19 protein-coding genes are annotated in these 19,159 nt (G+C 68.4%); 15 read left to right on the top strand and 4 right to left on the bottom strand.

The genetic code is table 11. The features are described 5' to 3' along the window. Positions 1 to 26 precede the first annotated feature (26 nt). Positions 27 to 1,625, bottom strand: coding sequence for a DUF2235 domain-containing protein (locus LGR69_RS09080; RefSeq protein WP_230365844.1), 1,599 nt, complete (start codon positions 1,623 to 1,625; stop codon positions 27 to 29). Positions 1,626 to 1,663: 38 nt separating this feature from the next. Next, entirely contained in the window at positions 1,664 to 2,311 is a 648-nt protein-coding gene (locus tag LGR69_RS09075; RefSeq protein WP_230365843.1) for a toll/interleukin-1 receptor domain-containing protein, read from the bottom strand. A gap of 607 nt (positions 2,312 to 2,918) precedes the next feature. Here LGR69_RS09075 and LGR69_RS09070 point away from each other — a divergent pair. Genes LGR69_RS09070 through LGR69_RS09055 form a run of 4 tightly spaced genes read left to right on the top strand, consistent with a single transcriptional unit; the run spans position 2,919 to position 6,253 of the window. Continuing rightward, entirely contained in the window at positions 2,919 to 3,731 is an 813-nt protein-coding gene (locus LGR69_RS09070) for an SDR family oxidoreductase (RefSeq protein ID WP_230365842.1), read from the top strand. A 42-nt stretch (positions 3,732 to 3,773) separates the two neighbouring features. Continuing rightward, positions 3,774 to 4,334: a TetR/AcrR family transcriptional regulator gene (locus LGR69_RS09065; RefSeq protein ID WP_230365841.1), complete on the top strand. Its 561-nt coding sequence runs from the start codon at positions 3,774 to 3,776 to the stop codon at positions 4,332 to 4,334. Between the two features lie 17 nt (positions 4,335 to 4,351). Next, entirely contained in the window at positions 4,352 to 5,110 is a 759-nt protein-coding gene (locus LGR69_RS09060) for an SDR family NAD(P)-dependent oxidoreductase (RefSeq protein ID WP_230365840.1), read from the top strand. Between the two features lie 3 nt (positions 5,111 to 5,113). After that, on the top strand, positions 5,114 to 6,253 hold the full coding sequence (locus LGR69_RS09055; protein ID WP_230365839.1) for an MBL fold metallo-hydrolase: 1,140 nt from the start codon (positions 5,114 to 5,116) through the stop codon (positions 6,251 to 6,253). A gap of 420 nt (positions 6,254 to 6,673) precedes the next feature. Here LGR69_RS09055 and LGR69_RS09050 read toward each other — a convergent pair whose 3' ends face one another. Beyond that, positions 6,674 to 7,360 (bottom strand): TetR/AcrR family transcriptional regulator, encoded by a 687-nt coding sequence (locus LGR69_RS09050; protein WP_230365838.1) that lies wholly within the window; start codon positions 7,358 to 7,360, stop codon positions 6,674 to 6,676. Between the two features lie 132 nt (positions 7,361 to 7,492). Here LGR69_RS09050 and LGR69_RS09045 point away from each other — a divergent pair, with 132 nt between their 5' ends. From LGR69_RS09045 to LGR69_RS09005, 9 genes are all read left to right on the top strand, one after another. Beyond that, the gene (locus LGR69_RS09045; RefSeq protein ID WP_230365837.1) at positions 7,493 to 8,653 is read left to right on the top strand and encodes an HlyD family secretion protein; all 1,161 of its coding nucleotides are present in this window, start codon (positions 7,493 to 7,495) and stop codon (positions 8,651 to 8,653) included. Further along, complete coding sequence (locus LGR69_RS09040; RefSeq protein WP_230365836.1) at positions 8,650 to 10,230, top strand: DHA2 family efflux MFS transporter permease subunit; 1,581 nt, start codon at positions 8,650 to 8,652, stop codon at positions 10,228 to 10,230. The genes LGR69_RS09045 and LGR69_RS09040 overlap by 4 nt, the downstream gene beginning before the upstream one ends. A 325-nt stretch (positions 10,231 to 10,555) precedes the next feature. Further along, positions 10,556 to 11,059 carry a DUF4334 domain-containing protein gene (locus LGR69_RS09035; protein ID WP_230365835.1) on the top strand — a complete coding sequence of 168 codons (504 nt, stop codon included), beginning with the start codon at positions 10,556 to 10,558 and terminating at the stop codon, positions 11,057 to 11,059. A gap of 329 nt (positions 11,060 to 11,388) precedes the next feature. Next, complete coding sequence (locus tag LGR69_RS09030; RefSeq protein WP_230365834.1) at positions 11,389 to 12,081, top strand: DUF4142 domain-containing protein; 693 nt, start codon at positions 11,389 to 11,391, stop codon at positions 12,079 to 12,081. Between the two features lie 102 nt (positions 12,082 to 12,183). Continuing rightward, the gene (locus tag LGR69_RS09025; protein WP_230365833.1) at positions 12,184 to 12,426 is read left to right on the top strand and encodes a hypothetical protein; all 243 of its coding nucleotides are present in this window, start codon (positions 12,184 to 12,186) and stop codon (positions 12,424 to 12,426) included. A gap of 49 nt (positions 12,427 to 12,475) precedes the next feature. Continuing rightward, a complete protein-coding gene (locus LGR69_RS09020; RefSeq protein ID WP_230365832.1) occupies positions 12,476 to 12,916 on the top strand; it encodes a hypothetical protein in 441 nt (146 codons plus the stop codon). Positions 12,917 to 13,014: 98 nt separating this feature from the next. Then, positions 13,015 to 13,185, top strand: coding sequence for a hypothetical protein (locus LGR69_RS09015; RefSeq protein WP_230365831.1), 171 nt, complete (start codon positions 13,015 to 13,017; stop codon positions 13,183 to 13,185). Positions 13,186 to 13,202: 17 nt separating this feature from the next. Then, positions 13,203 to 14,321 (top strand): HlyD family secretion protein, encoded by a 1,119-nt coding sequence (locus LGR69_RS09010; protein WP_230365830.1) that lies wholly within the window; start codon positions 13,203 to 13,205, stop codon positions 14,319 to 14,321. 9 nt (positions 14,322 to 14,330) lie between these two features. Further along, positions 14,331 to 15,398, top strand: coding sequence for an FUSC family protein (locus LGR69_RS09005; protein WP_230365829.1), 1,068 nt, complete (start codon positions 14,331 to 14,333; stop codon positions 15,396 to 15,398). 75 nt (positions 15,399 to 15,473) lie between these two features. Here the strand turns inward: LGR69_RS09005 and LGR69_RS09000 are convergent, their stop codons facing one another. Continuing rightward, on the bottom strand, positions 15,474 to 16,124 hold the full coding sequence (locus tag LGR69_RS09000; protein WP_230365828.1) for a TetR/AcrR family transcriptional regulator: 651 nt from the start codon (positions 16,122 to 16,124) through the stop codon (positions 15,474 to 15,476). Positions 16,125 to 16,303: 179 nt separating this feature from the next. Between LGR69_RS09000 and LGR69_RS08995 the strand changes: the two genes are divergently transcribed. Together LGR69_RS08995 and LGR69_RS08990 are read left to right on the top strand one after the other, a co-directional pair. After that, the gene (locus tag LGR69_RS08995) at positions 16,304 to 17,593 is read left to right on the top strand and encodes an HlyD family secretion protein (protein ID WP_230365827.1); all 1,290 of its coding nucleotides are present in this window, start codon (positions 16,304 to 16,306) and stop codon (positions 17,591 to 17,593) included. Beyond that, positions 17,590 to 19,155: a DHA2 family efflux MFS transporter permease subunit gene (locus tag LGR69_RS08990; protein WP_230365826.1), complete on the top strand. Its 1,566-nt coding sequence runs from the start codon at positions 17,590 to 17,592 to the stop codon at positions 19,153 to 19,155. The genes LGR69_RS08995 and LGR69_RS08990 overlap by 4 nt, the downstream gene beginning before the upstream one ends. The last annotated feature ends 4 nt before the right edge of the window (positions 19,156 to 19,159 follow it).

Here is a 19,159-nt window from a genome sequence, read left to right as displayed (position 1 = left end):
GAGGCCTGCATGGGGAAGGGTGATGGTCAGGTCGTGGGAGCGGCCGTGGCCGGGCTTGCCGCGGCCGGATATCCGGCCTTGAAGTCCTTGTGGCCGGCCAGGGACTCCGGCCTGTAGGGACCCCGGCCGGCGCATTGCGTCACCCCGGCGAGGGCGAAGCGTTCCCGGACGCTCGGGTGGACCAGCGCCTCCTCGGGAACGTCGCGGACCTTCACCGGCCAACCGAGCCATCCCAGGCGACGTGCCGCCCAGCCCGGGAAGATGCCGGCGATGGTGTCGCGCATGTTGGCGACCTCGCAGTGTTGCATCCCGTCCGCAGCCGGATGGAGGTGCAGCCGGCCGGTCCCGGGCCGTTCGTGGTCCATGCCGTCGACGAGCAGCGGGGCCGGGATGCGGGTGGCCTGCCCGACCATCCATTCAAGGGCGATGTCCGACAGCCGGCTCTCGGCCTCGGGGTAGCTTCCGCCGATGTCGGAGTGGTTGCCCGCGAACCACATCTGGATCAGCGGGTCGGGCTCGCCGACGACCTTCTCGCGGATGACGCCCTTGCCGCCCCAGCCGACGCGGGCAAAGTCCCTGCGGGTCTCGTCGATGGACAGGGCGTGCCGGGCGAAGCCGACCTGGCCGCTGAGCAGCCGGTCGTAGTTCGCCGAGCGCCACTGGGCGATGTGGAAGTGCGTCTTGCCGTCGACCGGCGAGCCAACGATGAATTTCACGGCCGTCGGCAGCCATCGCCACAGGACGAAGGCCGCGGACAGTGCGGCGACGGTCGCGAACGGCGTCCAGAACCCGGTCCGGAACGCAAGGTCGAGCAGGACGGCCGGCACGGCGACGAGGAGGGCCGCCAGCACGGTCAGGCCCACGGCGATGCCCCAGCGCAGCGGCCCGACCGCCCCGAGCGAGGCGACGGTATCGAACACCCCGATGAAATGCGGGGCGACGTTGGCGCGGGCGTCGTCGCCGGAACCGTAGGTGTGCCGGAAGCGCCTCGCGAGTTCGAAGCGCTCGGCCTCGTACCGCGCCCGCGGGTAACCGGCGCCGTATTCGTAGACCCGCATGACCGCCTCGTTGGCGATGTCGCGGGTGGCCTTGCGGAACCTGGGCAGGTAGCTCCCCGGGAGCGGGTCATCGGCCGGCGGGGCCGCGACGGGCTTCCGGCGCAGGAGCTTCTCGCTCAGCCAATGCCCGACCGCTCCCCAGAGGCCGGGAGTACGGCATTCGCCGCCCGGCGCGGTCGTGGGGACGCCGCAGAGGAAGAGGACGTTCGCCACGCACCGGGCCGTGTAGGCGCCCCGGCTGAAGCCGACGAGGAATATGCGGTCGCCCGGCTCGTAGTGGTCGATGATGAAGGCGTAGCAGTCCGCGATGTTCTTGGTGATGCCGAGGCCCGTCACAGAGGACAGGAGCTTCTGCAATCGTCGGTATGCGCCCGAGAACCCGGTGGCGGAGCCGTCCGTCCCGAGGCCGGGATCGTAGAAGGCGACCTGGTCCTTCGGGTCGATGCCGCTGTCGGGGCCGACCCGGCAGACCCGATAGAGCTTGTATACGTTGCTCAGGCGCTGCTCCTCGCGAAGCCCGCCTTCCTGGCCTGTGCCGTCGGAGAAGACGACGATGTTCTTTGGCATGTCGCCTCCCAACCCTCCCGACCGTCGCCGATCCGTTTCTACCTGGCCGCACGGCTCAGGGTGGGCCGCTTTCCAGTGAGGACGGCCTTCGGCTTCGCCCGCACCCTCGAAGCGACCTTGGCGACCGCCGGCGGCTTGACGGCCTTGGCCGCCGGCTTGGAACGCGTCGCCTTCGCCGGCATCGAGGCCCGCACCGCCCGCACGGCGCCCTTGATGCCCTCGGCCACGTCCGCAAAGGCATGGTCCATGGACCGCCAGTCGATGACGCTGCGCCCGTCGCGGGGAAGCGACTTGAGATCGGACGCGCCCGTATCCTTCCAGGCGCAGGGCCGCACCACGACGACGACCACGCGCATGAGGCCCCTGGCACGCCTGCCCATCGCCCGGTTGTACTCCAGCTGGCACCAGCGGCTGGCGATGTACTCGGGGCTCATCAGGGCGACGAAGATGTCCGCCTCCCGCAGCTTGCGCGAGATTTCGGTGCTGAGCCTGTCGCCGGCCTCCATGCGCTCGTCGACCCAGGTCTCGACCTCGTCGCGCTTCAGTTGAGCCAGGTGGATCTGAAGCTTCGCCTGCTGTGTCGCGTTCGCGTGGCTGTAGGAGACGAAGATCCGTACCGTCGTCTTCTTCTCCTTGGCCTTCGACGCCGCGGATCCCGACGGGATCCGAGCGTGGGAGGACGCCACCCTCTTCGCAGGGGGCGGGGTGGACTTGACCGGACCGGTCTTTGATCTCACGCGCATTCCAGCCCCCATCCGGCGGCCAAGCTGAGGAATTAAGCCGGTTGGCCACGGTTTGTTCCGGGCGCTGGGATGCCATCCACAACCTGAGATGCGAGGAGCCCAGGCGGGGGGACTGAGGTCGTCCCTGCATCGATGTCGTACGGTCAGTTCGAGCGAAGCGGGATGCGGGAAGCGCTTCCCGTTGCTCACTTCGGCCGTGGACGCTGCCCCGGGGCATGTGCGGAACATCCGTTTCCGGGCTGCCGAGCCAGAAACGGGTGGTGTCCGCGTGCGACGTACGAAAGCCGCCCACGGCGTGCGCGGCATGGTTCGCGGAACGATGGGGGGTCCGACCGGTCCGTCAGCAGGGATGCCTGCGGAAATCCCCTTCGGTTCGGCAGGAACGCCCAGGGCGTGGGAACGACGGCTGGCACGTCTCCCGATACCGCCGCACATCCATCCGGGCGAACACCACTTGAATGTGGCACTCAGTGTCACATATTAAGCGTGCAGGTCGGGCCGCGGAGCCGCGGGCCGGAAGGATGCGGCGCCGGCCCCGCAGGGATAGACGATGGCCCACCCACGGAACCAGACAGTCCTGATCACGGGCGCTTCCTCCGGCGTCGGCGCCTCCTCTGCGATGCTGTTCCTCGACAAGGGCTGGAACGTCGTCGCGGTGGGGCGCGACATGGCAAAGCTCGAAGCGAACCTGCCGGCTTCGTCACGGCTCCTGAGGTCAGTCGCGGACATCTCGCGGAAAGATGACGTCAGCCGCTGCGTCGAGCAGGCCATCGCGCGCTTCGATGCGGTCGACGTTCTGGTCAACAACGCGGGATACGGCATCACCGGCCCGTTCGAGTTCCTCACCGACGAGCAGATCCGGCGACACTTCGATACGGCCGTCTTCGGTCACATGAACATGATGCGGGAACTCATACCGCACATGCGCAGGCGGCGACGCGGAGCGATCGTCAACGTCACATCGGAGGCGGGACGGATCGGTTTTCCCTATAATTCCATCTACGAGGCGGCGAAATTCGGAATCGAAGGCTTTTCCGAGTCGATCCGCTTCGAGCTCGGACTGCACGGCATTCGCGTGAAGGTCGTCGAACCGGGACAGGTCAAGACGGACTTCTCCCGCAACTCGGACGAAGCCCGAGCGCCGGAGTTGCGAGGCGCTTACAAGGGTTTCGAGAAGATCGAGAAGCTGATGCGCGACCCCGACGCAGGGGTCGAGCCCGCGAAGATCGCCGCCGTCGTCTACGAGGCCGCCGTTTCGACCTCCGGCAAGCTACGCTATCCCGCTTCCGCGATCTCGTTGACGGTTCTTCCGTTCCTGCCCGACGTCCTCGTCCGTACCATCATGCGCCGCCTCATGCGCTGACCGGGACGACGGGATCATGACCGAGAGCCGGGGTTCCCCGTCGTGCTGAGCCGACAGCAGCAGGATGCCATCCGTCAACGCATCGTCGAGGCGGGCATCGTCCAGTTCCTCGCGAACGGGTACGAGGCCACCTCGGTCGATGCCATCGCGGAGGCTGCAGGCGTGTCGCGTCGCAGCGTCTTCCGGTACTTCGAGACCAAGGAGGACATCGTCCTCACCTGGGCCATGTCGACCGGCCCCGGTCTCGTGCGTGAGCTCGACGGGCTCGACTGCATCACCGACACGGTGCGGGCGGCCCTCGACGCCGTCTCCCGCCATGTCGGGCGGCATGAAGGCGAACATCCCGTGTCGCTCGCCGTCGGACGGTTGATCGAGCGCACACCCTCGCTGCGGGCGCGGGCGCACGAGAAGTACCTCGGATGGGAGGATCTGCTCTCGGACGCCCTCACGGTCCGGGGCGCAGCCCCCGTGGCCGCCCGCATGGCTGCCGCCTTGGCCATCGGCGGCCTGCGCATCGCCGCGCGCGAATGGGTCGCCGGCGAGGGCCGGCGTCCCATCGGCGACATCCTGGCGGAAGCCTACGGCCCCTTTTGCGAACTCTAACCTTCAGGGAAACCATCATGAACGACATGCAGGGCGAGGTCGTCATCGTCACCGGTGGCACGCGTGGTCAGGGCGAGGCCGAGGTACGCCTCCTGGTGGAGGCTGGCGCCAAGGTCGTGTTCGGCGGCCGTGACGAGGCCGACGGGCGCCGCATCGCGGAGGAACTCGGGGAGCGAGCCTGCTTCCAGCGCCAGGACGTCGCACGGGAAGCGGATTGGGTGGCCATCGTGGCCCGTGCCGAGGAGACGTTCGGCAAGGTCACCGGACTCGTGAACAACGCGGGCGTCACCATCACCGGCCTGGTCACGGACCTCGACGCCGAAGCCGTGATGGACGGCATCCGGATCAACCAGCTCGGGCAGTTGCTCGGCATCAAGCACGTGGTCCCGGCCCTGCGCCGCAACGGCGGGGGGGCCATTGTCAACATCGGCTCCGAGGCGGGCGTCAGGGCGGCCCCGCATGCCATCGCCTACTCCGGCACGAAGGCCGCCGTCGCCGCGATGTCGCGTACGGCAGCCATCGAACTCGCGAAGGACGGCATCCGGGTCAATCTCGTCGTCCCCGGTCCCATCGATACACCGATGATCGAAAACGCTGCCGGTGCAGGGGCGGCGGAGAAGATGGGTGCCATCGTTCCCCTGGGTCGCGTCGGCCGGCCCCGGGATGTGGCTCATGCCGTCCTGTTCCTGCTCTCGAAGGAAGCGGGCTTCATCACGGGCGCCGAACTGGCCGTGGATGGTGGCCGCACGGCCGCTCCCGCCAGCAACTTCAACTGAGCCATGCCGGGCGTCGCGGCACTCCTGGCCGGTCTCGTCCTGCTCGGGGTCGTCACCGCATGTATGACCTCCGGTCGAACCCATCCCCCTTCGCCGAGCGGGCATTTCGACGGCGAGCGCTTCTTCAATCCGGGCGGTGCGGACGATACCGCCTGGATGCCGAAGAGCGGCACGCGTCTGGGCTACGTGTGGCGACACCTGACCAAGACGGACGGCCGCCCGGAATGGCCCGGCAGCATCGAGGTCGCGCGAGCCAAGCCGGTCGGGCGGATCGACGGCGATAGGATGGTGGCGACATGGGTCGGCCATGCCACGGTCCTCGTCCAGACGCAGGGACTGAACATCCTCACCGACCCCGTCTGGTCGGATCGGGTCGGCCCATTCGGGCTGGGGGTCACGCGCGTCGCCGCCCCCGGCATCCGGATGGAGGACCTGCCGAGGATCGACCTGATCCTCCTCAGCCACAACCACTACGACCATATGGACAAAGTCGCCCTGCGGACCCTGTGGGCGCGCGACCGCCCCCTGATCGTCGCCGGGCTCGGCAACGACCGGGACCTGAGCGGCATCGACGTCGCGACGCTCGATTGGGGCGAAAGCGTCCGGGTTCGCGGCGACATCTCCGTGACGGCGACGCGCAACCACCATCAGAGCGGCCGCGGTGTCCTCGACCGGAACCGGGCACTCTGGTCGGCGTTCGTCGTGACGCTTCCGGGTGGCAACCTCTACTTCGCGGGCGACACCGGCATGGGCGACGGGAAGTGGCCGTACGAGGCCGCGGCCCTGGGGCCGATCCGTTACGCCCTGATCCCCATCGGCGCGTTCCGGTTCGAACCCGGCCAGATGGGTGCGGGTGACCACATCGGGCCTGTCGATGCGATCCGGGCGTTCGAGCGCAGCGGCGCCTCACGCGCCATGGCCATCCATTGGGGCACCTTCCCGCTCAGCCAGGAAGGACGCGATACCCCCGCCCTCATGCTCGAAGCCCTGCTGCGCTGCGGGGGCGGCGACCCGTCCGCGTTCAAGACGGTGCGCATCGGCGAGTCCGTCGAGGTGCCGGGCCACGCAGAGCCGCGCCGGAAAACCGATCAGGCCATCATGGAGGCTTGCCTTGCCAGCCCGGACATCCTTGCACTGCGCTAAGAGCACGCGTGCTCGAAAGCTACGCACGCGCCGTCGCATCGCGTGCCTGATCACCCGCTCCGGAGCGAACGGGCGCACCTAGCGGAGATCTTGAAACGACCGTGAACGACAGCCGGCGTATGGCCGCTCAGCGTAGGTCGGGCGACGTCGCGTACGCCGGGTAAGGGTCGTAGGCGGAACGTCCGCTTGGGGACGAATGGCCACTTTCAGGACGCGCCGACGGCTCTCGGGACGGCTGGCTTGGGTTGGGTGCGGAACGACGGCTCGGGGTTGATTTGTGACGTTCTGCTTCGGGGCGGAAAAGCGGACGTCGCCCTCGCAGCCACTTTTGACCCTACTCGCAAGGCGCAAAAGTCCGCTTGCAGGCTGATCAAACAAGAGGGCGATCCACATCCGGAAACGATATGACGGTCGGGCTCTTCAAGCAGGATCAGGACGGACGCCGGCGAGAAAAAGACTGACGGCGGCGCGCCGGCGCTTCTCCTGTGCTTCCAGGTTCACCTCGATGCCGTACAGCGCCTGCCGCGAGCTGCGCCCCATGACGAGGTTCAGGAAGAGGTCGGCGGCGATCTCGGGGTCGTCGACCGCGATCTGACCCTGCTCTGTCATGACGCTAAGGAGACGACCGACCACCCTGACGCCGCGGAGCCACCCCTCCTCGTAGGCAAGCTTGGCGAGGTTGGGGAACTGCATGGCCTGGGCGGCGATGCAGCGGGTGAGCGCGGCGGCGCCCGGGGCCTGGGAGCGGTCGAGGAGGTTGCGGCTCAATTCATCCAGCACCGTCGCGGCATCCGCAGGGGTGGCGCGCAGCGCCTGCGTTTCGGCCGCCGCCGAGAGGGGTGCGAGCCATTCCCGGATGCGATCCTGCAGGACCGCCTCGAACAGCGCGCGCTTGTCCTGATAACGCGAATAGAGCGTCGGCTTGCTGACGCCCGCAGCCTCCGCCACCGCGTCGATGGAGGTGCCGTCGAAGCCGCGTTCGATGAACAGCTGGGTGGCCACCTCGACGATGCGCGCCTCGCGTCGGGCGGCTTCCTCACGCGTCGGCCGACCGCCGGTCCCTCGCTTCGGCAACGCCTCGGGTTCGGCCATCATGGTCGCTGCCATCATCATTCTCCTTGTCATCTTCCACGGCGCCCTGTATCGATACCTTACCGTATCGTATTGATGTTGGCCACCACCATGGACGCTCGACCTGGCGACCTTCCCCAGCCGGAAACGCAAGCTGCAACCGCTACCATGGCAGCCGGCCCTGCGCTGACCGCCTCGGTTCAACCGGTCACCCCGCCGGCCGCCAAACGCCGGAAGGCACGCCTGGTCCTCCCGGTCATCCTCCTCGCCGCCCTCGGCGGCGGCGGCGGCTATGGCTGGCACTGGTGGACGGTCGGCCGTTTCCTGGAAACCACCGAGGACGCCTACCTCCAGGCCGACAAGGTCACGGTCGCGCCCCGCATCGCTGGGCATGTGGCCGAGGTGTTGGTGGGTGACAACCAGCCGGTGAAGGCCGGCGACGTGATCGCCCGCCTCGACGACCGCGAGTACCGGGTCATGCTCAAGCAGGCCGAGGCCGAGGTCGGGAAGAACCGCGCCCAGCTCCTTGGGACGGCGGCCGCCATCCTGCAGCAGCAGGCGCAGGTCGCCTCGGCCAAGGCCGAGGTCGAGAATACCGACGCGGCCCTCGACTTCGCCGGCAAGGAATACACCCGCTACCAGAACCTGCTGCAGACCGGCTCGGGTACCGCCCAGCGCCAGCAGCAGGCCGATGCCGACCTGCGCCAGAAGCGGGCGGCGCACGACAAGTCCGTCGCCTCGCTGGACGCCGCACGCAAGCAGGTCGACAGCTTGAGGGCGCTGGAAGGCAGCGCCCGGGCGAGTCTGGAAGCCGCGCAGGCGAAGGTGGAGCAGGCGCAACTCAACCTGACCTACACCACCGTCACGGCGCCCATCGACGGCACGGTCGGCGACCGCTCGCTGCGCGTCGGCCAGTTCGTCTCGGCGGGTACGGGCCTGCTCACGGTGGTGCCGATGGGCCGCGACATCTACCTCGTGGCGAACTTCAAGGAGACCCAGACCGGGCACATGGTCGAGGGTCAGCACGTCACCTTCACCGTCGACGCGCTGGGCGACCATGAGTTCGAGGGCCGGGTCGAGAGCTTCTCGCCCGGAACGGGTGCCCAGTTCGCCTTGCTGCCGCCCGAGAACGCCACCGGCAACTTCACCAAGGTCGTGCAGCGCGTCCCCGTCCGGGTCGCCCTCGACGATGCCGATCCGATGCTCGCCCGCCTGCGCCCCGGCCTCTCGGTCGAGGCCACCGTCCACCTCCATGACGCCGTCGAGCCGGTGACGCCGCACCCGCGTCGGCCAGCGACCGCCCTGGTCAGCGAGGCGCTGCCGCGATGAGCGCCGCGGCGGCAGCGGCGAGCGCGCCCGAGGCCAAGGCGAGCGCGCGCGACTGGCTCGCGGTGTTCGGCGCGATCCTCGGCGCGTTCACCGCCATCCTCGACATCCAGATCACCAACGCCTCGCTCGCCGACATCCAGGGCGCGCTCGGCGCCTCCACCGAGGAGGGCAGCTGGATCTCGACCGCCTACCTGATGGCCGAGATCATCGTGATCCCCCTCACCGGCTGGCTCTCCTCGGTGATCGGCCTGCGCCGGTACCTGTCGGTGAACACGATGCTGTTCACCGTCTTCTCGCTCGCCTGCGCGCTCTCGACCTCGCTCCCGCAGATGATCCTGTTCCGCGCCGGCCAGGGCTTCACCGGCGGCGTGCTGATCCCGACCGCGATCGTCATCGTGCGCACGCGCCTGCCGAAGAGCCAGCAGACCATCGGCATCGCGATGTTCGGGCTGACCGCCACCTTCGCCCCGGCCATCGGGCCGACGGTGGGCGGCTGGCTCACCGACAACCTGTCCTGGCACTACATCTTCTACCTGAACCTGATCTTCGGTCCGCTCGCGATGGGCATCCAGCTCGGCGCCTTCGACGACGTGCCGGCGCGCTGGGCCGAGCTCCTGAAGGGTGACTGGATCGGCATCGGCCTGATGGCGACCGGGCTGCCGGCGCTGACCTACGTGCTGGAGGAGGGCCAGCGGAAGGACTGGTTCGGCTCGCAGATCATCGTGAACATGTCGCTGCTGGCGGCCGCCGGTATCACCGGCTTCATCGTCCGCGAGTTGATGGCCGAGCGGCCCTTCATCAACCTGCGGGTGCTCAGCAACCGCTCGGTCGGGGGCTCGTGCGTGCTGATGACGGTGCTCGGCGCGGTCTCGTTCGGCTCGATCTACATCATCCCGGTCTACTGCGCGCAGATCCAGGGCTACAACGCCCAGCAGATCGGCTACGTCGTGATGTGGTCGGGGCTGCCGCAGTTGCTGCTGTTCCCGATGATGCCCCTGATCATGCGGATCTTCGACGCCCGGCTGCTGGTGGTGACCGGGACGCTGTTCTTCATCGCGAGCTGCTGGATCAACGTCGGCCTGACCCACGATGTCGGCATGGACCAGCTGATCCTGCCGCAGTTGATGCGCGCCATCGGCCAGCCGCTGTTCACCATCCCGCTCTCGCAGCTCTCGACCGCAGGCCTCGCCCCGCGCGACACGGCGGACGCCTCGGCGCTGTCGAACATGATGCGCAACCTCGGCGGCTCGATCGGCATCGCGATGCTCTCGACGATGATCGACCGGCGCGAGCACATGCACTTCTCGGTGCTGGCCGAGGCGATCACCGTGAACGCCACGCGCACCCAGGAGCGCCTCGCGGCCCTTGCCGCCGGCCTGCACGGGCATATCGCCGACCAGGCAGCCGCGAAGGGCGCCGCCATCGGCATGCTGGCCCAGCAGGTTCGCCGCGAGGCCTACGTGATGGCCTACGCAGACGGGTTCTACATCGTCGGCGTCAGCCTCGTTCTCAGCCTGGGCGTCGTCGCCATCCTGAAAAAGCCGCAGCGGACGGCGGGCCCCATCGAGGCCCACTGAACCTGCCGCACAACGGATCGCGCGGTCCGTCTTGTGACCGTGCGATAAGTGTCCGGCCTGCGCTACGCCCCCCCGCGCAGGCCGGCCACGACCACCTTCGCACACACCGCACGACGGAACGGCTCCCGGCCCGTCAAGGCAGAGCGTCAGACCCCTCGCGGGTGCGAACGAAAATGTCGACTGACTCGAATGGGATCCGTCCATGCCGCCGCCCTCATCACCATCGGCCGGAAATATCGAGCGGGAGATCAAGGTCCGTCGTACCGTCGGGGGCAACCAGCACGTTCGGCATCGCTGAACGGTAATTTAGCAGGAGTTAGAGTAGATGACCTTCGAAGACGCGATTAAGGCCGGAAAGGCTACCCCCGAGGAGGCTGGAGCGATTTTTGACGCGCTCGACCCAATTACTACGGACTTCATGCTTGGCACCTGGAAAGGCGAGGGCTTCAACACCGGCCACCCTTCCGATGGCATGCTTGAGTCAAGCGGATGGTACGGCAAGAGCTTTGAGAGTGTCGATGCCGCCAACCCACTCCTGTTCAAGCAAGCCGGCACAGGCGAAATATTTCCCGTAGACCCGGTCAAGTCCAAGGCCGCCGCGACGAAGGGTAAGAGCATAGTCGAGCATCGCTCCGACTTCGAGGCCGACGGTCCCAAGGCCCGGCTTCGGATGGTGAAGTATCGCGGCGTGGTAACCGCTGGCATAATTTATAACGAGTTGCCGATCATCGACCAATTCCGCAAGGTCGACGCGTCAACCCTGTTGGGGGCAATGGACGCGGTCGGCGACCCCGGTACTTTCTTCTTCGTCCTGCGCCGCGCCGGATGATGTAGAACTGTTAAGGTGGGGGGAATGCGGCGCCGCGTCCCCCCCGCCTTCGCAAATCCCTACTCATGCCTGGTGTTTTGCGATGCTCGATGCGGGGAACCGCCATCGCATGAAAGGAACACATCGGTATCGTTACTGTTCCTCGGCAGGCAGGTGAGCACCAAAAGGTCACGCGGACTTGATCGCGGTCAAGGTTACGGAGCCGAAACAAACCACAGCAATATCGGAACCGACGGGTATCATTGCTGTTGTGACATCCAACGAGCCGGTTGGCTTGCCCGCGGGACCCGCCGGATGGACGGCATGGGCCCCAACAAGGATCACGTCACATGAGAATCCTACCCCGCCTGAGCGTCGCCATCCTCGCCGTCGCCGCCGCCTCGACCGCCTCGGCCCAGGACTTCGGGATCGGCGTCGCGTCCCCCGCATCCCCCGAGGTGCATACCGGCGTGTTCCGTGCCGAGGCCCTGCGTGGTGACGCCTACAGCATCGAGGCCAGCAGGCTCGCGCTCGCCCGTTCCAACAACCCGAAGGTCCGGGCGCAGGCGGATCGCGTCATCACCAACCGTCAGGCGACCACGGACGCCCTGCTGCCCCCCGGTACGTCCCTCACCCGGGACGGTATCGTCGTCGCAGACGCGGGGCGCGGCTCCATCGACTCCCCGCTGGGCTTGATCACCGCGCCCCTGACCGTCGTCGGTGGGATCGTGGGTGGCGTCACCGGCTCCGTGGACAACCGGCCGTCCGAGCCCGGCAAGCGCGTCGCCCTCGACCCCGTGCGGCAGAAGAAGCTCGCCGACCTCGACGCGGCACGCGGGCGTTCCTTCGACCGGACCTATTCCGGACAGCAGGCCGCCTCCGACGCCGAGACCCTGCGCCTGTACAAGGCGTATGCGCGGACCGGTGACAGCGCCCAGGGCCGCACGTTCGCGAGCCAGGCGACGCCGATGCTCCAGGACGAGTTCGACGCCTCCGCGCGCCTGCATGGCCTGACGGCCCAGGACGACGACGCCGCTTTCTGAGGTCTTGCGCGGGGCGGCGGGTCGACCCGTCGCCCCTGCCCAAGGCCCCACCGGTAGAGACAAGCCGTGGCAACCCGCGTCCATCGAGAGCGACCGATCCCCATGCTTCTCCGAACCGCTCTCGCCGTCACCCTTTTCGCCTCCGCCCACCAGGTACGGGCGTCCGAGGCGGACGCCGCAAGCCTATGCCGCGGCGACGCCTTCCGGCTCTGCATGAGCGAGATCCCGGACCGGGAGCGCATCATCGCGTGCATGCAGCGCCGAAAGGCGGAGCTCAGCCCCGGCTGCAGGACCGTCTTCAACGCCCCCAAGCACCCGGCGGCCGTCGAGACCGCCCATCGTTAGCCCTCCGCGACCCACCTGAGGGGGTGAGACCGCAGAAAGCGCGAGCACCATGTCCATGAAAGCGATTGCCCCGTTCCTCCTCGCCTGTTGCCTCGCAGGGCCCGCCCTGGCGCAGGAGGGCCCGACCGTTCGGCGCCCCACGATGCTGATCCATGGAAACTACTGCGGCCCCGGCAACAACGCCCCGCTCGCACCCATCGACGCCCTGGATGCCGCCTGTGCGCGCCACGACGCCTGCACCCCGGACGACGCCCTTCCGTCCAAGGCCTGTAACGCGCGCCTTCAAGTCGAGGCCGAGGGCGTGGCCGATGACCCCAGGCAGCCGGATGACTTGAGGATGATGGCCGGGCTCGTCGCCTCCGGAGCGGCGATGATGCCGTCGGAGGCGTCCAGGACGTTCGCCCAGGCCCCGACCTCGGCCGTGGGTGCCGAGAGGCTCGTGACCCCGCGTCGTTCGTCATGGACCCGGTCGCCGGCCTACGGCGGTTGAGGTCGACCCGGGACGGGTGTGGGACGAGGTGGTCCTATGCCCGGCGCGCCATCTCAGAGGCGCTCGAATCGGGGCTGACCACGCGGGAGCTCGGCGACGTGCTCGCCGGGGTCGGCCCAACGCAGCTGGTGCCGCCTCGTCCGGGCGAGGATCCCGCCGAGTACGGATGCCGTGCGGCGAGCGAGATCATGGTCCGCTACATCGTCGACGGCATTCCGGAAGGGCAGGCAAATTCGGCCTGCCAATCGCGTCACGGTGGGAAGGCCTGAGAGGACATCGACCGGACATGGCTAAGATCGACGGCGACGGGACCATCGAGGGCCCGCGGAAAGATGGTCCGCCCTCCACCACCCGCTGGGTCGGCCTGGCGGTCCTCGGCATCCTGGCGCTGCTCGTGGCCTGGTACGCAGCCTCGGACCGGTGGACGCCCTACTCGAACACCGCGACGGTATCGGCCTACGTGGCGCAGGTCGCGCCCCGCGTGTCCGGGCCCGTCGTCGAGGTGCTGGTCCAGGACAACGCCCGGGTGAGGTCTGGGGAGGCGCTGTTCCGCATCGATCCGACGTTTTACGAGATCGAGGTCCGTCGGCAGGAAGCCGAGCTCGCGCAGGCGCTGCAGACCAACTCGGCCGGCTCCGCCGGGCTGAACGCCGCGCAGGCCCGCGTCGCGCAGGCCCAGGCCAACCTCCAGAACGTCCGGGCTTCCTCGAACCGCATCCTCCAATTGGTCCAGCGCGGGGTCTACGCCGCCGCACGCGGCGACGACGCCAACGGCCAGCTCCGCGCCTCCGAGGCCGAGCTCTCGGCCGCGCAGGCCCAACTCGAACAGGCGCGTCGCGAACTCGGCCAGACCGGCGCGGAGAACCCCCAGGTCATCGCCGCCCAGGCCGGGGTGCAGAAGGCCCGCACCGATCTCATCAACACCACCGTCGTCGCCCTGACGGATGGCCTCGTGAGCAACCTCCTGCTCACGGTCGGCCAGTACGCCACCGCCGGCCAGCCGGCGCTGACGCTCATCGACACGCGCGGCGGATGGATCGTCGCGGACTTCCGCGAGAACCAGCTCGGCAACCTGAAGCCCGGCGATCCGGTCCGCATCGCCTTCGACGTCGCCCCGGGCCGCCTCTTCCAGGGCTCGGTCGAGAGCGTGGCCTGGGGCATCGACACCGGCCGCCAGGCCAAGTCGGGCAGCCTCGTCCGCACCGAGACGGACGTGCGCTGGTTCGACCCGGCCCGGCGCATCCCGGTCAGGATCAAGCTGCCGCCCCTGGAGGAGCTGCCGCGCAACGTTCGCGTAGGCTCGAAGGTCACGGTCGTCGTGAACGCCTCGGGTGCACAGGGGCCGATGTGGTGGCTGGCGCGCGCCGGGATGCGGGTCTCCACGACCTTGTCCTACCTCTACTGAGACGGCGACATGGCCGCCCTCCCGCGTCCGGACCCGCTCGTCGATCCGCACTTCGCCATACGGAGCGCCATCGGCATCACCCTGACCTACGCCCTCGTGGAGCCCCTCGGCGTGGCGCCCGCGAGCATCCTGCCGGCCATGGCGGTCTCTCAGATCTGCTCCCAGCGCGGGGACTACGTCCCCGGCAGGACGCTCGTCGGCGCCGTCATTACCGTGGCCATCCTCTGGGCGATATACGGCGTCACCATCCTTGTCCGCGAACAGATGCTGGTGTTCGTCGGCGTGGTCATGGCGATCCTGTATGGGGCCTTCCACGTCCTGCTCCGGACGGGCAACCCGCTGGCCATCCTCGTCCTCGTCTTCACCACCCTGCTTTCCGTCCTGGTCGTGGATTCCGTCGCCGCCGCCGAGGCGATGCGGGATGCGTTCACGGTCACGTCCGTCGTCACCGCGATCCTCGTGCCGCTGCTCAACCTACTCCTGCCGGTACGACGGGCGGGATCCCCGGCCGCCGCACCGACGGCGCCGTCTCCCGGGGAAGCGCGGGCCGGGCTGCAGGCGCTGCTCCGCCTGCTCGCCCTCGCCCCGGTCCTCCTCGGGCTGTGGTTCGTGTTCCCGCCCTCCGGGATCATCGTGCCCATCATGGCCTGCATGGTCCTGGCCTACCCGAGCCGCGATGCGCAGCGCGTCGAGGCGTTCGAGCGCCTGACGGCCACCCTGCTCGGCGGAACGGTATCCCTGGCGATCCTGCTGCTGTTCTCGTGGCAGGCGCATTTCCCGGTACTGTTCCTGTTGATCTTCCTCGTGGCCCTGTGGTTCACCGGGCGGATGGTCGACGGTCCGTCCTCGGTCAACACCTATCAGGTCGGGTTGACCGTCATCGCCGGGCTCGTCTCGGCCGGCATGACGTCGACCCATCCGATGCAGGATGCCGTCCAACGGCTGGTCCTCACCGTCCTGGGCACCGGAGTGGCCCTCGGGGGCCTGATGTTCCTGGAAAGCCTCTTCGGCGGGCGCCCGTACCCCGGGAGCGCGTCCGCCGGCGGGGACCGACCCCGACGTCCGGATGGGGCGTGAGCGACCATACGAGATCTCTCCGCGCGTCGTCGCCCATCCCCCGGCGGGCCGTCCTGCCGGGGCGTACGGTGGATATCATCCCCGGCAGGCGATCATGAAGAACTCGACGGAGCGCCTGAGGGTCTCCCGCTTCACATGGGTCAGGCCCGGACGCTCCAGGCCGAGCCCAACCTTGTCGACGAAGCTCCTGATGGCGATGCTGATGAACAGGTCGGTGACGTGCCGGACGTCCTCGACGCGGATCTCGCCCGTCCGGTTGCCGTCCTCCAGGCAGCGCTCGATCAGGGGAATGATCCGCGCGAGGCCTTGGTCGTTGAGCAGTCGAGCGAATGCCGGGAAACGTGCCGCCTCGGCCACGACGATGCGGCGCACGGCGATGCACTCGTCGGTCAAGCCTATCTCAAGCACGGCCGAGGCGATGCGGAGCAGCCGATCCATCACCGGCCCGTCATCCGTCGCCGAACGCTCGATCTTGGGGATGCCCTCCTCAATGCAAAGGACGATGACCGCCTCGAACAGGTCCTCCTTGGACCTGAAGCGCGTGTAGATCGTCTTCTTCGACATGCCGGCCGAGGCAGCGATGGCGTCGATGCTTGCCGCCTCGTAGCCGTCGTTCAGGAAAACGGGCTTCGCGGCCGCCAGGATTCGCAGCGTCGCGTCTCCCTCGGCCCCTCGCGGCGGTCGTCCGAGACGGCTCGGCACCCGCGTCGCCTCCTTGACCGTCATAACCCCACCCCAACCTCACGGAAACGTGTTCTGGACATTATGCATCGATCCGAGCGGAACGAGAAGATGCGTTGCCGCACAAACGGTTCACGCAGTCGTTTCGATCCTGCCTTTCTGATTGCGCTAGCACACGGGCGGGAATAGGGAACTGAAGAGTTTCCTGAAGGCTAACCGATCCCATGGCGCAGTTCGACGAAGCGGAGACACGACAGCACCAGGGACGGTCCGGTGCCGAGGGCGGCGAGGCCGAGCATCCCGCCGAGGCCAAAGGCTCCGGGGATCGCGACGAAGCCGGTCGCTCAGAGGCGAAGAAGCCTTCCGCACTGAAGAAGCCCTGGGTGAAAGTCCTCCTCGCCGTCCTCCTCGTCGCAGTCCTCATCGGCGGAGGCATCTGGGGTTTCCGATACTGGACCGTCGGGCGCTTCATCCAGGAGACCAACGACGCCTACGTGCAGGCGGACCAGGTCGCGATCTCGCCCCAGGTCTCCGGATACGTCGCGACGGTGCCGGTCGCCGCCAACCAGATCGTGACCGCCGGGCAGGTCCTCGCGACGGTCGATGACGGGCAGTACCGCGCCAAGCTCGCCCAGCAGCAGGCGCAGGTCGACGCCCGGCAGGCGGACGTCGCACGGGCCGAGGCCGATCTGGCCCGTCAGCAGGCCCAGATCGACCAAGCCAAGGCACAGGTCTCGGCGTCGCAGGTCACCGCCAAGTTCTCGGCCGAGCAGGTCCGGCGCTACAAGCCGCTCGCCGCGTCGGGTGCCGACACGGTGGAGAAGCTCGACCAATACAGGAGCCAGGCCGAGCAGAACCAGGCCCAGGTCGACGTCAACGAGGCCCAGGTCCAGTCCGCGCAGAAGCAGGTCGCCTCCCTCAAGGCGGCCGTCGCGCAGGCCAAGGCGGCGGTCGAACAGGCCCGGGCCGGCGTCACGCAGGCCCAGCTCGACCTCGATCATGCGGTGGTGAAAAGCCCCATCGCCGGACGGGTCGGCGACCTCACGGCCCGGATCGGGCAGTACGTCCAGGGCAGCACCCGCCTCATGGCGGTGGTCCCGGTCGAGGACCTCTACATCGAGGCGAACTTCAAGGAGACCCAGATCGGGCTGATGCGGGTCGGCCAGTCCGTGACCGTCGCGGTCGACGCCCTGTCCAGCCACGACCTCAAGGGGCGCGTCGCCAGCTTCTCCCCGGGAACGGGCGCGCAGTTCGCCCTGATCCCGCCGGAGAACGCCACCGGCAACTTCACCAAGATCGTCCAGCGCGTGCCGGTGCGTATCCGCTTCAAGGCCGGCGGCGAGGCGCGCAAGGTCCTCATCCCCGGCTTGTCCGTGGTCGTCTCCGTGGACACCCGCGGGGCGCGCGACGACCAGGAGGAGGAGGACGAGGAGACCGACGAGACGAAGGTTTCCGAGGCCGGGCCCGGAGCCCAGCCGACGACCCGCCCCCGCAGCGCGAAGGCCCGGCCGTGAACACCGAGAACCCATCCGCGCGCAAGCCGCAGGGCGGCGAGAAGGCGGATGCGGCCGCGTGGCTCGCCGTCGCCGCCGGCACCATCGGCGCGCTGATGGCGACGCTCGACACCTCCATCGTCAACGCGGCGCTGCCGACCATCCAGGGCGAGATCGGTGCCTCCGGCTCGGAGGGCACCTGGATCTCGACCGCCTACCTGGTGGCCGAGATCATCATGATCCCGCTGTCCGGATGGCTGGAGAAGGTCTTCGGGCTGCGCAGCTTCCTCCTGGTCATGACGGTCCTCTTCGTCGGCTTCTCGATGCTGTGCGGCGTCTCGGGCAGCCTCGGCACGATGATCGTCGGACGCGTCGGCCAGGGCTTCACCGGCGGCGCCATGATCCCGACGGCGCTGAGCATCGTCTCGACGCGGCTGCCGCCGGCGCAGCGCCCGGTCGGCGTCGCCCTGTTCGGGCTCACCGCCGTCCTCGGCCCCGTGCTCGGTCCCCTGATCGGCGGCTGGCTCACCGAGAACGTGAGCTGGCACTACTCGTTCTTCCTCAACCTGCCCATCGGCATCGGCCTCGTCGTGCTCCTGCTCGTCGGCCTGCCGCACAAGCCCGCACAGCTCTGGCGCATCGCGCAGGGGGACTGGCTCGGCATCGTCGGGCTCGCCGTCGGGCTCGGCTGCCTGACCATCGTGCTGGAGGAGGGTCAGCGCGAGCAGTGGTTCGAGTCGTCCTTCATCGTCTGGTTCAGCGTCATCGCCGCCTTCGGCTTCGTGCTGATCGTCCTCGGGCAGGCGACGGCGCGCGAGCCCGTCATCGATATGCGCATCCTGTTCACGCGCAGCTTCGGCAGCGTCTTCCTGATGAGCTTCGCCATCGGCGGGGCGCTCTACGGCATTCTCTACCTGATCCCCCAGTTCCTCAGCCAGGTGCCGCGCTACAACTCGGAGCAGTCGGGCTACGTCGTCCTGATCTCGGGCGTGCCCACGCTCCTGTTCATGCCGTTCTTCCCCGTGCTGGTGCGGCTCCTCGACATCCGGGTGGCCATCGGCTTCGGTATCCTGTGCTACGCCGCGAGCTGCTTCATGGAAGCCGGCCTCACCACCGAGGACGCCGGCCAGCAGTTCGTCATGTCGCAGTTGCTGCGCGGTGTGGGCCAAGCCTTCGCCCTGCTGTTCCTGAACCAGGCCGCGGCCACCGCCGTCGATCAGGACAAGGCCGAGGACGCCTCCGGCCTGTTCAACGGCGCGCGCAACCTCGGCGGCTCCTTCGGCCTCGCCCTGATCTCGACCCTGCAGCAGCGCCGCGACGACTTCCACAACGCGCGCCTGGAGGAGTCCGTGCGCGCGAACTCGGTGATCGTCCAGGACCGCATCGACGCCATGGTCGGTCCCGGCGGCCCCGAGGCCATGCGGCAGGCGCTCGGCGGCCTGAAGCGGATGATCGCCGCGCAGGCCACCGTGATGACCTTCTCCGACCTGTTCTTCGTCTTCGGCTGGATCCTGCTCGCGGTCCTGCCCCTCGTCCTGTTCCTGCGCCCGCCGCCGAAGGGCGGCCCGGTGGCGACGCACTGAGGCC

Source organism: Methylobacterium brachiatum (genome assembly GCF_020523825.1).
In the GTDB taxonomy this organism is placed as follows: Bacteria; Pseudomonadota; Alphaproteobacteria; order Rhizobiales; family Beijerinckiaceae; genus Methylobacterium; species Methylobacterium brachiatum.
This window is presented reverse-complemented; position numbering and strand designations above follow the sequence as displayed.

What these genes read in the sequence shown, in the direction of transcription:
- LGR69_RS09080 (WP_230365844.1), bottom strand. Translation starts at nt 1,625, where the DNA reads ATGCCAAAGAACATCGTCGTCTTCTCCGACGGCACAGGCCAGGAAGGC.
- LGR69_RS09070 (WP_230365842.1), top strand. Translation starts at nt 2,919, where the DNA reads ATGGCCCACCCACGGAACCAGACAGTCCTGATCACGGGCGCTTCCTCC.
- LGR69_RS09060 (WP_230365840.1), top strand. Translation starts at nt 4,352, where the DNA reads ATGAACGACATGCAGGGCGAGGTCGTCATCGTCACCGGTGGCACGCGT.
- LGR69_RS09055 (WP_230365839.1), top strand. Translation starts at nt 5,114, where the DNA reads ATGCCGGGCGTCGCGGCACTCCTGGCCGGTCTCGTCCTGCTCGGGGTC.
- LGR69_RS09050 (WP_230365838.1), bottom strand. Translation starts at nt 7,360, where the DNA reads ATGGCAGCGACCATGATGGCCGAACCCGAGGCGTTGCCGAAGCGAGGG.
- LGR69_RS09045 (WP_230365837.1), top strand. Translation starts at nt 7,493, where the DNA reads ATGGCAGCCGGCCCTGCGCTGACCGCCTCGGTTCAACCGGTCACCCCG.
- LGR69_RS09040 (WP_230365836.1), top strand. Translation starts at nt 8,650, where the DNA reads ATGAGCGCCGCGGCGGCAGCGGCGAGCGCGCCCGAGGCCAAGGCGAGC.
- LGR69_RS09035 (WP_230365835.1), top strand. Translation starts at nt 10,556, where the DNA reads ATGACCTTCGAAGACGCGATTAAGGCCGGAAAGGCTACCCCCGAGGAG.
- LGR69_RS09030 (WP_230365834.1), top strand. Translation starts at nt 11,389, where the DNA reads ATGAGAATCCTACCCCGCCTGAGCGTCGCCATCCTCGCCGTCGCCGCC.
- LGR69_RS09025 (WP_230365833.1), top strand. Translation starts at nt 12,184, where the DNA reads ATGCTTCTCCGAACCGCTCTCGCCGTCACCCTTTTCGCCTCCGCCCAC.
- LGR69_RS09020 (WP_230365832.1), top strand. Translation starts at nt 12,476, where the DNA reads ATGTCCATGAAAGCGATTGCCCCGTTCCTCCTCGCCTGTTGCCTCGCA.
- LGR69_RS09010 (WP_230365830.1), top strand. Translation starts at nt 13,203, where the DNA reads ATGGCTAAGATCGACGGCGACGGGACCATCGAGGGCCCGCGGAAAGAT.
- LGR69_RS09005 (WP_230365829.1), top strand. Translation starts at nt 14,331, where the DNA reads ATGGCCGCCCTCCCGCGTCCGGACCCGCTCGTCGATCCGCACTTCGCC.
- LGR69_RS09000 (WP_230365828.1), bottom strand. Translation starts at nt 16,124, where the DNA reads ATGACGGTCAAGGAGGCGACGCGGGTGCCGAGCCGTCTCGGACGACCG.
- LGR69_RS08995 (WP_230365827.1), top strand. Translation starts at nt 16,304, where the DNA reads ATGGCGCAGTTCGACGAAGCGGAGACACGACAGCACCAGGGACGGTCC.